Source organism: Citrobacter arsenatis, assembly GCF_004353845.1.
Classification (GTDB): domain Bacteria; phylum Pseudomonadota; class Gammaproteobacteria; order Enterobacterales; family Enterobacteriaceae; genus Citrobacter; species Citrobacter arsenatis.
The window spans coordinates 4,525,106-4,540,397 of the sequence record NZ_CP037864.1; the positions used below are offsets into that span (position 1 = coordinate 4,525,106).

The 15,292-nt window shown below is 49.6% G+C and carries 17 protein-coding genes; 3 read left to right on the plus strand and 14 right to left on the minus strand.

The genetic code is table 11. The features are described from left to right. Positions 1-322: 322 nt before the first annotated feature. The 9 genes from E1B03_RS22725 to E1B03_RS22770 all read right to left on the minus strand — a co-directional run bounded on the left by E1B03_RS22725 (position 323) and on the right by E1B03_RS22770 (position 7,058). Entirely contained in the window at positions 323-583 is a 261-nt protein-coding gene (locus E1B03_RS22725; protein ID WP_071692241.1) for a hypothetical protein, read from the minus strand. Between the two features lie 566 nt (positions 584-1,149). Continuing rightward, a complete protein-coding gene (locus E1B03_RS22730) occupies positions 1,150-1,641 on the minus strand; it encodes a hypothetical protein (protein WP_133086977.1) in 492 nt (163 codons plus the stop codon). A 438-nt stretch (positions 1,642-2,079) separates the two neighbouring features. Continuing rightward, entirely contained in the window at positions 2,080-3,498 is a 1,419-nt protein-coding gene (locus tag E1B03_RS22735; protein ID WP_071692239.1) for a helicase RepA family protein, read from the minus strand. Beyond that, a complete protein-coding gene (locus tag E1B03_RS22740; protein WP_071692238.1) occupies positions 3,495-3,794 on the minus strand; it encodes a DUF4222 domain-containing protein in 300 nt (99 codons plus the stop codon). The genes E1B03_RS22735 and E1B03_RS22740 overlap by 4 nt, the downstream gene beginning before the upstream one ends. Before the next feature lie 4 nt (positions 3,795-3,798). After that, positions 3,799-3,999 (minus strand): hypothetical protein, encoded by a 201-nt coding sequence (locus E1B03_RS22745; RefSeq protein ID WP_133086978.1) that lies wholly within the window; start codon positions 3,997-3,999, stop codon positions 3,799-3,801. After that, positions 3,992-4,657 carry a host cell division inhibitor Icd-like protein gene (locus E1B03_RS26785; protein WP_375293803.1) on the minus strand — a complete coding sequence of 222 codons (666 nt, stop codon included), beginning with the start codon at positions 4,655-4,657 and terminating at the stop codon, positions 3,992-3,994. Before E1B03_RS26785 ends, E1B03_RS22745 begins: the two co-directional genes overlap by 8 nt. Before the next feature lie 10 nt (positions 4,658-4,667). After that, positions 4,668-4,874, minus strand: a complete 207-nt coding sequence (locus E1B03_RS22760; protein ID WP_064542224.1) for a helix-turn-helix domain-containing protein — start codon at positions 4,872-4,874, stop codon at positions 4,668-4,670. A 148-nt stretch (positions 4,875-5,022) separates the two neighbouring features. Continuing rightward, positions 5,023-5,637, minus strand: a complete 615-nt coding sequence (locus tag E1B03_RS22765; protein ID WP_133086979.1) for a hypothetical protein — start codon at positions 5,635-5,637, stop codon at positions 5,023-5,025. Further along, positions 5,634-7,058 (minus strand): integrase family protein, encoded by a 1,425-nt coding sequence (locus tag E1B03_RS22770; RefSeq protein ID WP_071692235.1) that lies wholly within the window; start codon positions 7,056-7,058, stop codon positions 5,634-5,636. Before E1B03_RS22770 ends, E1B03_RS22765 begins: the two co-directional genes overlap by 4 nt. Positions 7,059-7,432: 374 nt before the next feature. Between E1B03_RS22770 and E1B03_RS22775 the strand changes: the two genes are divergently transcribed. Continuing rightward, positions 7,433-7,981 (plus strand): hypothetical protein, encoded by a 549-nt coding sequence (locus E1B03_RS22775; RefSeq protein WP_133086980.1) that lies wholly within the window; start codon positions 7,433-7,435, stop codon positions 7,979-7,981. Between the two features lie 340 nt (positions 7,982-8,321). Here the strand turns inward: E1B03_RS22775 and E1B03_RS22780 are convergent, their stop codons facing one another. From E1B03_RS22780 to E1B03_RS22800, 5 genes are all read right to left on the minus strand, one after another. Beyond that, complete coding sequence (locus tag E1B03_RS22780; RefSeq protein WP_001573898.1) at positions 8,322-8,645, minus strand: DUF1889 family protein; 324 nt, start codon at positions 8,643-8,645, stop codon at positions 8,322-8,324. 113 nt (positions 8,646-8,758) lie between these two features. Next, positions 8,759-10,570: a diol dehydratase reactivase subunit alpha gene (locus E1B03_RS22785; protein ID WP_133086981.1), complete on the minus strand. Its 1,812-nt coding sequence runs from the start codon at positions 10,568-10,570 to the stop codon at positions 8,759-8,761. A 10-nt stretch (positions 10,571-10,580) separates the two neighbouring features. Continuing rightward, on the minus strand, positions 10,581-11,009 hold the full coding sequence (locus E1B03_RS22790; protein WP_133086982.1) for a diol dehydratase small subunit: 429 nt from the start codon (positions 11,007-11,009) through the stop codon (positions 10,581-10,583). Between the two features lie 2 nt (positions 11,010-11,011). Next, the gene (locus E1B03_RS22795) at positions 11,012-11,596 is read right to left on the minus strand and encodes a propanediol/glycerol family dehydratase medium subunit (RefSeq protein ID WP_103769794.1); all 585 of its coding nucleotides are present in this window, start codon (positions 11,594-11,596) and stop codon (positions 11,012-11,014) included. Between the two features lie 11 nt (positions 11,597-11,607). Beyond that, positions 11,608-13,275, minus strand: a complete 1,668-nt coding sequence (locus E1B03_RS22800; protein ID WP_133086983.1) for a propanediol/glycerol family dehydratase large subunit — start codon at positions 13,273-13,275, stop codon at positions 11,608-11,610. Positions 13,276-13,667: 392 nt separating this feature from the next. On the opposite strand from E1B03_RS22800, the gene E1B03_RS22805 reads away from it, so the two are divergent. Next, the gene (locus E1B03_RS22805) at positions 13,668-14,096 is read left to right on the plus strand and encodes a GlcG/HbpS family heme-binding protein (RefSeq protein WP_103769796.1); all 429 of its coding nucleotides are present in this window, start codon (positions 13,668-13,670) and stop codon (positions 14,094-14,096) included. A 22-nt stretch (positions 14,097-14,118) separates the two neighbouring features. Further along, positions 14,119-15,282 carry a 1,3-propanediol dehydrogenase gene (gene dhaT, locus E1B03_RS22810; RefSeq protein ID WP_103769797.1) on the plus strand — a complete coding sequence of 388 codons (1,164 nt, stop codon included), beginning with the start codon at positions 14,119-14,121 and terminating at the stop codon, positions 15,280-15,282. Positions 15,283-15,292 lie beyond the last annotated feature (10 nt).

Here is a 15,292-nt window from a genome sequence, read left to right on the forward strand (position 1 = left end):
TACTGATGGCCGAGTAATTGAGATTCGCTCCGGATGGACATCCAGACAAGGCACCGATGGACGAGTTACAGCTATTCCACCAGGTGGAACAAGTCGCCAAGGAACCGATGGTAGAGTTGTGGCTATTCCGCCAGGTGCAACAAGCCGCCAGGGTACTGATGGTAGAGTAGTCGCTATTCCTGCTGGATATACGTCAAGACAAGGTACTGATGGCCGAGTCATAGCAATACCACCAGGAAGATCCGCAATCACTCAGCCAAGTGGTAGATTAAAGCTGGCACCAAAGTGATTAACATGGCCTAGAGTTTACCTAGGCCTTTGTTTACTTCTCGCTCATACACATCGGGGGGTCTGGTAACAGAGCCCTGTATCCTTCCAAATGCTCAAGTAAGGCATCGAGTTGTTCTGTATTTGTGACGATACGTTCCCCAGAAAGAGTATGCATAATGAAACCGTGCGGATCGTCCCAAAAAAAAGCTTCTTGCTCTAATGCCTCCCGGTAATCAGCAGTAGACATTGTGTCCAAACTGGTTAGATTAAACTTTTCCATATGTTCCATACGTTCTTCATTGGTGATTGGCATATCTCGACTCCAGACCTATAAAATTAAATAAATACCCCTTAAACATCTAGCCTTTCTGATTTTGTAAATTAACCAATAAATTCAATGCATTAAAAAAACAAAGAAAACTTTAAAGTATACGATACTGTCTATTACATCAATTGCTGATAACTGTTTGATTATTTAGGTAAGTAGAACCGCTAGACAATTTATCGGATAGAAGGATGTTTTGAATACAAAAAACCCGACCGAAGTCGGGTTGATTTCAAAGCAACTAACGCTTAGCAGTTGCACACGGGGATAGCAAATACCTTCGCCCGTTTAGGATAACTCAGGGTCCCGTCAGGGTTGCGTTTGTAGGGTCTGAAGATGACCTCACAAGCGTTACCACATTTTGGACAGATTCCGTTAGCCATAAACATTACCTGTTTTTATGTACAAGCTGTAATCCCATCCAGCCTTGTAACTACGCAGGTTAACCGCTATTCTTAAGTTCTGATACTTAAAGAGACGCAGTTAATCTGCACTCTGGAAGAAAATCCATTTTCTTCCCCCTAAAGCCCTGCTCCCCAGCAGGGCTTTTTTGTTTAGTCGCTTGCTGGCTGTGAAACCGCAAAGGACTCAATAATGGTACTGATCCTTCTCGCCTCGTCTTTGGTCAAATCACGAGGAAGATTACCGATGATTACGGTAAGTTCGTCACGAAGAGGAATCGGCAGTTCAAAGGTTTTTACTAAAGTATTCTGCAAACTGACCGGCGATGATTGGCTGTTTTTCACAGGCGATCTACGCTGCTTCACGGTCACATCTTCGCCTTTCTCATACGCAATAAATTTTGCGACAGCTCCGTTAAAGCGGCTGATGTAGGATTTTTGCGTATCCTCAGCAATACCATTGGCCATAACGTAAGTGTTAATGATACCGGTCGTATCCCACTCATCTGCAGGCACATGGTCAGAAATAAAACCTTTGACTAAGTAGCAAACGCTACGAACGTTACCAGCAGTGCTTGGTGACGCACCAGTGATGTCAGCATACTGGTCGATAAAACTGTAAAAGTTAGCCTTGGATAAGTCCATAATTCTAACCTCCTTAAGCTTATAGAGCTCAACATGCAAGAATAATGGCACAACATTTCTCATTGCGCAAGATCACAACACACAAGATCTTTAAAAGATCTGTAGGATTAGCATAGTATTGTGAATTGGAGTGGTGAGGAGTGAATAGCGATGCTGTAGTACGAACAAGTTGAATCAAAGTGTACACAGTACCTTTGCTCGCTTAAGTTCTAAAATCCATATCACCTTTGCCGCTCTTTGCGCATTTCACGCCGCATTTTCTTTTGCCGCATATGAGTGCGGCAAGCGAGATTGGTTGAAATGGTATAAACCCAGTATTCATGCGGAGTTGAGAGCATACCAACTTACCGCCGCACTTTTTCCAGGTATATATGAAATAAGTGCGGCAACAGCGCAGATTTAAAACAACTAGCGCACCAACCGCATTTGCTGCCGCAATTATTCACCTGAGAGTATTGTAATCACGCCTTGATAATCGACCTCTATTAGCCCATCGCGGATCAGTTTCTCCAGCCATTTGTGAAAGGATTTTCTAGCTTTCTCTCCCATCATGGCCTCCATATCATCACGCAAAACAGCTTTGTTGCATGTTTCTCCTTTTGCTTTTCTGCTACGAATACTCTGCCAGAGTGCTGCATGATTGCCCGTCAGATTCTTAATCTCCGCCAGTTCAGGGTCCAACTCTCTTGCTTCACGTGGTATATCACGAACAACCAGCGACGAGACTATTTCACCATCGCGGTCGGTGAACAGTTCTACCGTACGCAAATCGAAAGCAGCTTGTTTGGGTTCTTCTGTATCTTTCATCTTGGTGCAGGTAAGAATTATTGCCCCACCTTCCCCCTCACGCCGAATGTTAAACTCTGCATCAAGTGCAGCCCTGAATGCGCTGGAGCCCCGGGCTCCCTTTGTATCATCCTTCCCAGAATGGTGGACCACTAGTAATGTGGCTCCGGTTTCACGCTTTATAACGTCGCAGCCTTCAATAAACGCCCCCATATCCCGGGCATCATTCTCATCATTACCGCCAAAACAACGGGCCAGCGTATCTACGACGATCAGGCGTACCGGCTGTCCCGTTCGGGATTTCACATCCTTTGCAGCTTTTATCATCTCTTCTGTTTCCTCACGACGCACCGGGAAGACGGGACGATTGACCAGAAAAAGATTATTCAGCTTCACATGATGCAATTTCTCCCATGCTTTAATACGGCGTGGAACACCGATCCCCCCTTCTCCAACAACGTACATCACAGCACCTGGTGAGACAGATTTTCCAGCCCATTTAAATCCTCCCGCAACATGGCAGGCCCAGGATACAGCTAGAAAACTTTTGTAAGATCCACTGGGACCGTAAATACTGCTCAGGCTGTTTGCAGGGAGATAACTTTTTAGCGTGTAATCTTGTTCTTGGTCATATCCATCAGATCCAACGCTCAGCGGCAAACTATGACGCATAGAATCCTCTAGTACAGAATCCTCAATCCGTTCGCGCAAACGTGAAAGATACTCTTTCCAGTTCTCCGGCTGGTGGTCGGGAATCCCCTTGTATAGCTTGGCATCTTGCACTCCTGCCCGCGCCAGCTTCTCGCCAATGGCGTTTATCAGTCTCGGTTCAATGTTCCCTGCCAGATATACACGAGCACTATGCCGCCCCTTATCAATAATTTGCAGGTTGTCCAGCTCAGCCAGTTGCTTTGGCCCCAGATAGATAGGAGGCGTGGTATCTTCTGCAATTTGCTTACCCAGGCCCTCTTCCCATCCCTTTGCATGAGCGTAAGCATCAGCCCCGGCAAAAATGATTGCCTCTGTAAATTTTTCCTTTGGCAAAAATTTTAAGTTCGGAGCACGTTTCATTTGCCCGCTCTCTTAGCAGCAATTAAAGCCCGCAAATACTGAATTTTTTCTGCTGTGTTATTCGACTTGCACCATTCGCTGAACGTCTGCCGTTTTACCGGACTGAACTCCCTTTCAAATCGTTCGACCGGGAAAACACACTCTCCGGAATAACCCTCCCTGATATATGTAATACGATTATTAGTGATCATTTTCACCGTTACCCGTTCGCCCCGATTATCCTTGAAAATATCGCCCGGAAGGATTTCAGGCCGAGTCTGACCACCAGCAGTTAAGCTGTTAACTTTCTTCTTCATGGCTTTAGTCCTTTTTGACTGGCGTTACGCGATAACCGGCGCGTTCAAGGATGTGATCAAAGAGTGATGGCGTACCTATAATTTCATCCGGACGTAATACCGTATCTCCTTTAACTAAGCCGTTTTCAACATAAAGCAAAATACGACCGGAAAAATTAGGGGAGACATGCAGTGAGACGTTCAGCATCGGAATTTGACTATCCATGAAACCCTCCCATCACATTCAATTCATAAGCACCGCTGGCGTACTGGTACAGAGAGCATTCAGAGCGAATCTTTGCGGCAAAAGTCAGATCCCAGCGGGAATACCATTCTCTGGCTTCTTTCTCCGTGTCGGCGGCGATGCGGATCACTACGGGTGTGCAAGTCTGGCCCTTCGGTATACCGAGGAATAGCCATGTAAATTTGGGGTGAGTTTGGGTATGCTGTGTTCCAGCCATAGTCGTTACTCCAATTAACGGTTTGTGGTCAGACGCCCTGTATGTGTTCCTAGCACTACGGGGCGTTGTTTTTATAGACTCACACATGTTAGTGTATATGCCTATTTGAGTTAACCATAAACCTATAGGCATATACATGTCAATATCTCGAGATAAACAGCCTAAGGGTGGCGGCAAGTCACCAATGCTACCAATCCGCATTCCTGCTGAATTACGCAAGCAATTTGATGAGCTAGCACAAGCTGAGAACACCAGTACCAGTAACTGGCTGAAGGAGTTAGGTAGAGCGGAATTGCGCCGACAGGGCATCGAACCAAAAGGCTGATTTTGACCATCAGCAGTAAGCCTGGTAATCTGTCCATGATTTATTTTCGTTTGATTACACTGGCGGCCCGGCATGGCCGCCTTTGTTTTATTTGCCATATCCAGCCCCTTAAACCGTCTGCGTTCTGCGGGTGGAATCCAGATAAGCATCCAGATCAGACTTGAAGTAAATGACCTTCCGACCGACCTTATGAAAGGGAATTTTTACCTTGCCAGTATGCGCCCAGTTTGCCAGCGTCTGTGGGTTCACACCAAGATGAGCTGCGGCCTCATTACGAGTGAGTCTTTTAGAATAATTCGATTCAACCAAATGCATAAGTAGCTCCGTGTATTATTGGTTAACAACTAGGCCACTCTAATGTTTTGATTTTTCGCCAATAAGGTGAGAAGCAAATATTCAGGATGGAAAGCTACTTATGGGGAGGGGTATCAGCTATTCCCCCTCCCTATTTTGTAATCTAGCGCTATGCGTAATCCGGTGGAAAAACCAAATCAGAATTAATGTATTTCTTAGGTTTAGGCGGTAATAACTTTTCTTTTTTTATCCAGCTATCTACCGTTCCTTCATCAACTCGTCCCTCATAACGGTTCATCAACTTTGCGATCATTTTCTTTTTAGATAAAGCGGGATTACTCTCCCAGGTAACTTTCATAATCGCCACAATTTCATCATGCAAATGATGCCGGTGCCCTGAAGCTGCATCACTTCTATTTTTTTTAACAGCACCGTCAATAATGTGATTAATATAAATATCCGATAACGCTACGCATCGCCCAAACCTATCAGCCAAAGCGCCTAACTCTTTGGCAAGGTCTGTATATCCAAGTACTGCCAACACATTCACAGCTTTAACCAACACATTTTCATCATCCGATAATGGTCTGGTTTGCTCTTCCATCTGCATTTCGGCAAGGCTACTCGCTATCCACTTTTTTTCTCTGATAGTTTTTCCAGCTAATTCTTTTTCAATAATTTTTACATGCTCATTTGCGTTTTCCGAAGAATAACTTTTTGCCAATTTTTGAAATGCAAGCATACTGGCCACATGCTCGGCATCCACTCGTTTTAAATAACTCATTTCTTAACCTGCATATGATTTTGGCTTAGTATTTCAAAAAGCATCTTACGCTTCTCATCATCAGTCAAATTGCCTAATGCAGACAATAATTGTGCATCAATGGCTTTCTTGCTTTTCACAAGCCCAGCATGTTCCAGGATGGCCCGTTCAATACGGGTAGCTGGCTCGAGTAGTTCATCAGCACCAAAATGAAGATAGCCCTGAGTAACATCTGCACTACGCATCGTTCGGTGGTTCATCAGTCGTTTGAGGATATAACTACCAACGCCCACCAGCTCGGCAACTGTACCGAATGTACGGCGGGCATCGTGCCATTTGAATGGGATTGGCTGGAGCAAATCAGGATTGGGGTCTGGGACGGTGGCGGCACTGATTCGATCAATTACATGGCGATATTCTTTAATGACTCCTTTAACTCCAGGAAACACTAAAGCCTCATTTCCGTTTTTCATTTTCAGTCGGCGCCGGAACAGATTCAGCAGAGTTTCAGTGATTGGAAGCTCGAGCGGATCGCCGTTCTTGGTGATATCTATCCAGAAATAACGACCGCCAATATTCACCCGATTCCAGGTTAGTTCGAATATTTCAGATTTACGCAGCCCGGTGAACATCGACATTTCTACAGCGTCACATATTGCGGCAGCTACATCATCTCGTCCTTCTTCGGCCTTATCACGAACTACAGCGACGGCATTTAACCAACGAGCAAAGTCATGGGTGCGGATGCGCTCTGTCTTTCTGATCGTGCCATGCCACTGACGCTTTGTACTCAGCACCAGTGTTGGCGGGTCAGGTAACAGCGTTCTCCCTTCTTCATCACGATAATGATCATGTGCGAAACGATATACGGCGCGTAGAGCTCTGGCCCACAGGTCAGCCTGAGCTTTGCTACCGCTTCCTACCCCAGCCCTGAGCGTTTCTTTATCAGCGCCAAACCAGACTGAACCATCAGTTACTGCTTTGTGACGATGCTCAACACGATCACGCGAAATAGTAGCGAGGGACTGTTTCATCCAGTCGCCGGAGTAATTTTGCAAGATAGCGCGATATTGCTTTTCGGTTGTGGGTTTAAGGCGGTGGCCACGGTTCTTAATATAGGCATCCAGCGCATCGGCAAGCGTGACAGATGCCTTCTCATTGACACGCTTTTCCACATTAGGATTTTTCCCGGTGGTCGCTACGTCACCCAACATTTCGAGTGCCTTTGCCCTGGCATTATCAATAGTAAGATCCGGAAAACGGCCCAGCGTGGCCCGGATGAATTTTCCATTTCTCTTACGTGAGATACAGAAGCTTTTCACACCACTGGTGCCAATGCGGATGCGCAGGCCATTAACGATGGTATCGCCGTACTCAACCTGGCCACGTTCGGCAGGTGGGAGGTTTTCGAGCTTAGTTTTCGTAAATTTGAATGTTTCCACAAACACTCCACACCAAGCGATCGGGGTATCCTGAAAATCGCTTGTTTTGCTCTAGGATACCTATAGGATACCGCAAAGGAGTATTTTAAAGTATTTATGGTTATTTATACAGTATTTTCATATCAATTAAGTTGCTGAAAATTATAGATAAGTATTTTAATGTAAGAAGTTGCATTCTAACTCATAATCGCTTGGTCGCTGGTTCAAGTCCAGCAGGGGCCACCAAATTTCAAGGACTTGCGAGAAATCGCAGGTCCTTTTTTTTGGGGGGCGCTGGGGGTTCTGTCAGAAGGTAATTAGGGTAAAGACTGTTGGCCAGACAAAACCTGGCACCAGCGAAATCCATTTATTTCACTTAATGAACATCCTTAAATATGACTGTTGAAGCAAGTGCATTTTGGACCATGATTGGCACATGGTTCACAGGACTAGCAACGTTCGGAGCTGTGGTTGTATCTCTTTACCTTGGTTCTAGAAATCCACGAGTACAACTCAAGGTTGGTATAGGAGAAAGACTCCTCGTATCAAGAAGTGTTGAGTACTCTGAAAGACCAGGTATTTCATTCGAGATAACTAACCTGTCATTACAGACGGCCATAATTTCCAGTGTTCATTGGAAGTTAAAAAGAGGATGTTGGCTGTTTCAAGATTTTGGCGATCCAGCTTCAGATTCTCTACCTAAAAAAATTGAACATGGGCAAACCTGCAGACTCTGGATTAGTACCCAAGAAAACGATCAATTCGGTGGTGTTGACTGGTATGCTGACATAGCTAAAGCCCTCAATAAAAGAGATGTAAAACCGCATAAAATCTGGTGTTACATCAGGACATCAACAGGGCAAACATTCAAACTCAAGCCTGAGAAAGGGATAGTGGAAAAGCTCAAAGAAAAGTGTTTGGCTCTTAATTCTCCCAATGTATAGAACGAATGGCAGTGTTATTTGGTTACTTAATGACTTAAGCGAACATCAAGTAGAATTCATTGCCGTTCACTGGAAAGTATGGTCAAAAATACCTTGCAGAAGAAGATATAACCGATACCGGAATTCCTGTAACGCCTAAAATTTCAGCAAGTAATTTAGTCTGTTCATTCTCAAATTAAGCAGGAGCCACCAAATATCAAGGGCTTGCGAGAAATCGCAGGTCCTTTTTTATTAATCTTTCGTTTAGATACGACTGCCCAATAAGCAGCATGTGGCAACCCCATCTGGACGCCCCATCCTGAGATGGAAACGTCCGTTAGAGTTTGATTCGATAGTCAGCTCACACTAGCTCTTTGAGCTGCTCCTGCATATAGGTTGAAAAATACTCTGGATTCTTGATAAGGATGCGGTTACCGGAGGCGACTTTTTCTGCCCATCCGGCCACTTTTTTCGTGAACTCGGGATTCCACCCCTCCTGCTCACCCCGTGCCATCACAACTTCCGGACTCGCTGGCACACCTAAGTCATGCAAATACTTTAAGATTCCCTTAGCGGTACTTTCATCCATTGAATGGGGTACTGACGCCGAAGTGTTCATACCACCAATAAAATCCAATGCTTTCTCAATTGCTGTTGGCATGCTCTTATCCTTAAAATTAACCACGTGAGAGACACATTTATACTATGTACCCAACTCCGCCGGGATATCAAAGAGAACATCACCTTTATTTGATTTACCCCGCAGCTAAACGCTTGCGGCGGCTGTTTTCTGCACGATTAATTGGCCATTCCGCCTAAAACCAGCCCGGTTGCCACCGCATTACGCGGCCCTTCAGTGCCACGAATATTGCCCTGCCCGGCCACAACGCCGTAATGCGCCAGCGCGTCGGTGATCATCTGCGGGATTTCGAAATCCAGCGAGGAGCCGCCCACCAGCACCACAAAGGTCATATCGCGAATAGAGCCACCGGGTGACACCTGACGTAACGCGCGCAGGCAGTTGGTGACAAAAACCTTCTCTTTGGCCTGTCGGCGCACCAGACGAATTTTTTCCAGCGAAGTCTGGTTATCTACCGGGATCAGCTCACCGTCTTTCAGATACACCACTTTGGCAAACACCGACGGGCTGAGTGGTTCGCGAAAAAACTCTACCGCACCGTTCTCATGGCGAATGCTGAACAGGCTCTCCACTTTTGCCAGCGGGTATTTTTTAATTTCCTCCGCCAGAAAGGCATCGCTTAAGCCCAGCTCCGTTTGAATCAACAGGCTGACCATATTCCCGGCTCCGGCCAGATGTACCGCTTTCACTACGCCGTCGCTATTGATGACGGCGGCATCGGTGGATCCTGCGCCTAAATCGAGGATCGCCAGCGGTGCGGCACATCCGGGCGTTGTTAACGCCCCCGCGACGGCCATGTTGGCCTCCACGCCACCGACTTCAACCTCAGTGTTTAACCGGGCGCTCAGCTCACTGGCGATGGCCTGCATCTGTAAGCGATCGGATTTCACCATCGCCGCAATACCCACGGCGTTCTCCATGGAACACTCTCCGGCAATGCCGCCCTGCACCTTGCGCGGAATAAATGTATCGACCGCCAACAGATCCTGAATATGCACCGTGTTCATGTCATGATCGGTTAGCGAAGCCATCACCTTTCGCACCCGTTCCAGCATGCCGCCTGCGTGCGTGCCTGCTTCACCGCGAATATCGCACACGGGCGCACAGGCGCTCATCGCCTGCATAATGGCCTGTGCGCCTTGCGCTACGTCGGCTTCACTACTGCGCTTTTCGCCACGGATAACGATCTTGCCTGCCGGGATAATCCTTGAGCGCACATCACCCTGCGGGGTTTTCAGCACCACGGCGGAGCGGTTGCCAATCAACGCTCTGGCAATGGGGACGATAGTTTGCGTTTCCTCGGGCGTCAGGGCAAAGAAGGTAGCGATGCCGTAAGGATTCGACAGCACCCGCACCACCTGTCCCGGGGCCGCCACTTCCACCGCCGCCAGCACCCCTTCCGGCACCTTCTCCAGCAGAGTGACTTCATCAACCACCGGCATTGGCCGACGCAGGCGATTGTTCACCAGCACGCCGTCATCCTTTTTCAGGATAGCCGCCACCACGTTGATGCCGCGATCCAGCGCCTCATTGATAAGCCAAACCGCCTCGAGAAAATCCATCTCCTGGCCTACCAGCGGGATCCAACCTTCGGCAAACCGATCCTCGCCCAATGCCGCCAGCTTCTCCACGGCGATGGTGGTCCCCATTCCCACGCCAACGCCGCCGGGCGTTTGCGGGTTATGCCCAATCATCGTTGACTCGGTAATGATGGTTTCAGTGATGGTTTCCATCGCCACATCGCCAATCACCGGCGCAGCCTCGTTGATGCAGATTTTCGCCACATCCTGAAGCGACCACGAAGTGCTATTCAGCGCCTGCTGCAGAGAGGCCACCACCCCGGCAATATTGTCCCGCGTACCTTTCATACCGGTAGTGGCGACAATCCCGCTGGCGATAAACCGGCCATCCTGCGCCAACGCCACTTCAGTAGTGGCGTTGCCGATATCAATCCCTGCAATTAACGGCATACAGCCTCCGTCACTGGCTGCCTTTGCGCAGCTTGTTTCTCTGCTGATACACCTGCGCCGATTCGCGGACAAACCCGGCGTTCACCGTGGCATGCCAGGTATGTTCCAGTTCATCGGCAATGGCCTGCAACTCGGCGAACGAAGAGCGAAACGGCCGCAGTGCGTTATAGATCTCCAGAATACGGGCATCCGGGATAGCAATCAGCTCTGCCGCACGCCGGAAATTACGCGCCACGGCGTGACGCTGCATCTGTTCGGCAATCTGCGCCTGGTACTCAAGCGTTTGCTGAGAAATACGCACATCCTGCGGACCTACGCGGCCTGCCAGCACATTCTCAAGGGTAATATCGGTTAGCGGCTTGCCGCCAGGCGTCTTGATTTTCTCCGGGCAGCGGGTCGCCAATGGGTAATCCTGCGCGGTCATGATGTTGTCGTTCATGGTCATTCCCTTACCAGTGCAATATGTAGCGTGACGGGCGCAGCATCCTGCACCACGTGCTTGGTTTCTTTGATATGAAATAGCGCGGCCTTGGCCATAAATTTGGGGCGCACCATCTGGTCATTGACCACCGGTACCGGCGAAGGCGACTCTTTACGCGCATAGCGCGCGGCGTTTTTACCTATCTGGCGATAGGTTTCCAGCGTCAGCAGCGGAGCCTGAGAGAACAGCTCGAGGTTGCTAAGCGGCAGCAGATCGCGTTGATGAATCACCGTAGTTCCTTTCGACTGGATACCAATCCCGATGCCTGAACCGCTAAGGTTTGCCGCATCCCATGCCATAAAAGAAACATCCGAGGTGCGCAGGATCCTCACTACCCGCGCGTGTAGTCCCTCTTCTTCGATGCCGGCAACCAGCTCTTTCAAAATCGCGTTGTGCGGCATATCAATCAGGGTTTTATGCTGATACTTATCAAAGGCCGGACCGACGCCAATCACCACTTCATCTACGCGTTCGTCCGCTTTAGCCGTCTCGCCTTCGCTCACCTGCAAAGTGAAAACCGGTTTACGTTCCGTTGTGTATTCCACTGTGTTTCACCTTATTCAATCGAGCCGGGCTGAACCACGCCCGCAATATTTTTAATTTCCGCCCAGCGTTCGGCAGAGATGCGATAGCCGGTGCCGGGTCCCTGATAATCGTTGATATCATTGACGGCGCTGACGACGTCAAACTGACGATCCAGAATGGCTGACGTTTGCAGATAATCCCCGGTGACGCGCTGCTTCAGCATGTTGAGAATATTGCTGGCGATGTCTTCGAAGCCGCTGCAACTCAACGCGCCGACAATATCCAGCCCGGTGATATTGCGCTTCATCATCTCTTCCACCGCTGCCAAATCCTCAACCACATTGCGCGCTGGCATATCTTTGCTGCCGTGAGCGTAAGTGGCGGCCTCCACTTCTTCATCACTAATCAGCGGCAGACCCAGTTCGCGGAACACCGCCTGAATGGCGCGTGCGGCCTTATTGCGGATGGCGATGGTTTCTTCTTCCGTGACCGGACGCAGACCGCCGTCCACCATCAGATCGCGTTGCAGAATGTTGTAATCATCGAAATCTTCAGCGTCGAAGTTCGATCCGGCAAACATGTTGTCGTAGCTGGGTACCGCGCTGTAACCGGAGAAGATAAAGTCGGTGCCCGGCAGCATCTGCATCAGGGTGCGGGCAGTACGGCGAATATCGGAGTGGGAAAAGGTTTGGTCGTTGGCGGAAGCCACTTCAAGGTCGAGCATTGAGGCAATCAGGTTTTCCGCCAGCACGGCGCGGATCCCCGAAGGCACAGCACCGGTCATGCCGATACAGCTGACCGCGCCGTTTTGCAGCCCCTGAACGCCCGCGCCTTTGGTGATAAAAATGCAGCGCGACTCCAGATAAAGCATCGATTTACTTTCGGAATAGCCCATCAGCGCTTCCGAGCCGGTGCCGGAGGTGTAGCGCATCTTCAGGCCACGCGACGCATAAGCCGAGGCGAGAAACGCTTTGGACCACGGCGTGTCATCGCCATCGGTAAACACCGACTCCGTGCCATAGACCGACACCGTTTCGGCGTAGCTGGTAAGCCCACGCATTCCCAGCTCCAGCTCGGTGGCCTCTTCAACGGAGCATTGCGTCAGCACGCCGGGGCGACCGCACTGGGAACCCACCAGCAGCGCCAGGGCGTTAAACGGCGCGTAGCGGGCGATCCCGACCGTCGTTTCCTGCTCGGAAAAGCCACGGATCCCCGCTTCAGCCGCATCGGCGGCAATCTGTACCGGGTTATCTTTCAGGTTAGTTACGTGGCACTGGTTGGAGGGCGTGCGTCTGGCGCGCATTTTTTGCAGCGCCATCATCATCTCCACCACGTTCATTTGCGCCATCACTTCCACCGCTTTTGCCGGGGTGATGGCGGTAGTAATGGCAATGATCTCTTCCCGACTGACGTGGATATCCACCAGCATTCTGGCGATCTCCAGCGCGTCGAGCCGCATTGCCCGTTCGGTTTCCGCCACGTTGATCGCGTAGTCGGCAATAAAACGGTCAATCATGTCGAACTCGGCGCGGCTCTTGCCGTCCAGCTCAACAATACGACCATTTTCCACCTTCACCGACGACGCCGGATCAAAGGGGCTTTCCATGGCGATCAGCCCCTCTTCAGGCCATTCGCCAATCAGCCCATCCTGATTTACAGGGCGCTTCGCAAGCACTTCGAATCGTTTTGATCTTCTCATTGTTTATAGACTCAAAAGATAAAAAATAGGGACGCCGGGCCGCCTTGCCGGGGACACAACACCCGGCATTCGCCTTTCATCAGCAATGGCCGAACTCTAAATGAGCAGGACAATAAAAAAATAAAATTAATTTCGTTCCAATTTGGCACCGAATAAAAACGCATCGTTTCATATTGAAACGCAACACAGAAAATTCCCTCCTGAATTGTGACGAGGTTAAATGATCATTATCAATAAACGTAAAACCGGGACGGTGAATTTAAATTCCATGAAATACCCGCCCTATTGACTTAATAACGCGCGGCAAGAAAATAAGGTAAAGCCAATGATAAAAATAGCTGTCGCGCGATATTTTTCGTGACCTCAGCCCTACAATATTTTCAGGAGAGACTGTGAATAAGAGCCAACAAATCGCCACCATTACGCTGGCGGCTGCAAAGAAAATGGCGCTGGCCGTCGAGGCTAAAGCGCTTGAAATCAACGTTCCGGTGGTCTTTTCCGTGGTGGATCGCGGTGGAAACACGCTATTGATGCACCGTATGGACGATGCTTTTGTCACCAGTTGTGATATCTCTCTTAATAAAGCGTATACCGCCTGTTGCCTGCGCCAGGGCACCCATGAAATTACCGATTCGGTACAGCCCGGCGCTTCGCTATATGGTTTACAGCTAACGAATCAACAGCGGATCGTTATTTTTGGCGGCGGCTTACCTGTCATATTAAACGATAAAATAATCGGTGCCGTCGGCGTAAGTGGCGGCACCGTCGAACAAGACATGTTATTAGCAGAAACCGCGCTGAATTGTTTCTCTGAATTATAATTCAAATCTAAGAAGGTATATTATGAGCTATCGTATGTTTGATTACCTGGTGCCAAATGTGAACTTCTTTGGCCCCAATGCTATTTCCGTTGTCGGCGAACGCTGCAAACTGTTAGGCGGTAAAAAAGCGCTGCTGGTGACTGATAAAGGTCTGCGGGCCATTAAGGACGGCGCGGTTGATAAAACCCTCGCCCATCTGCGTGAAGCCGGTATTGACGTGGTGGTGTTTGACGGCGTCGAGCCAAACCCGAAAGACACCAACGTGCGCGACGGTCTGGAAGTTTTTCGTAAAGAGCATTGCGATATCATCGTTACCGTCGGCGGTGGTAGCCCGCATGACTGCGGTAAAGGCATTGGTATCGCGGCGACGCACGAAGGCGATCTCTACAGCTATGCCGGAATTGAAACCCTGACCAACCCGCTGCCGCCGATCGTCGCGGTGAATACCACCGCCGGTACCGCCAGTGAAGTCACCCGCCACTGCGTGCTGACCAATACCAAAACCAAAGTGAAGTTTGTGATTGTCAGCTGGCGCAACCTGCCGTCGGTTTCCATTAACGATCCGCTGCTGATGCTCGGCAAACCCGCCCCGCTGACCGCGGCGACCGGGATGGACGCCCTGACCCACGCCGTTGAGGCTTATATTTCCAAAGATGCCAACCCAGTTACCGACGCCGCCGCTATCCAGGCAATTCGTCTGATCGCCCGTAACTTGCGCCAGGCCGTAGCGCTGGGCAGCAACCTGAAAGCTCGTGAAAATATGGCCTACGCCTCTTTGCTGGCGGGTATGGCCTTCAACAACGCCAACCTTGGCTACGTTCACGCGATGGCGCATCAGCTTGGCGGTCTGTACGACATGCCGCACGGCGTAGCAAATGCCGTACTGCTGCCGCACGTGGCGCGCTATAACCTGATCGCTAATCCGGAGAAATTTGCCGACATCGCGGCGTTCATGGGTGAGAACACCGACGGACTGTCCACCATGGATGCCGCCGAGCTGGCCATTCACGCCATTGCCCGTCTCTCCGCCGACATCGGCATTCCGCAGCATCTGCGCGAGCTGGGCGTCAAAGAAGCCGATTTCCCGTATATGGCGGAAATGGCGCTGAAGGACGGCAACGCCTTCTCCAACCCGCGCAAAGGGAACGAGAAAGAAATTGCCGAGATCTTCCGTCAGGCATTCTGATAACGCAGGG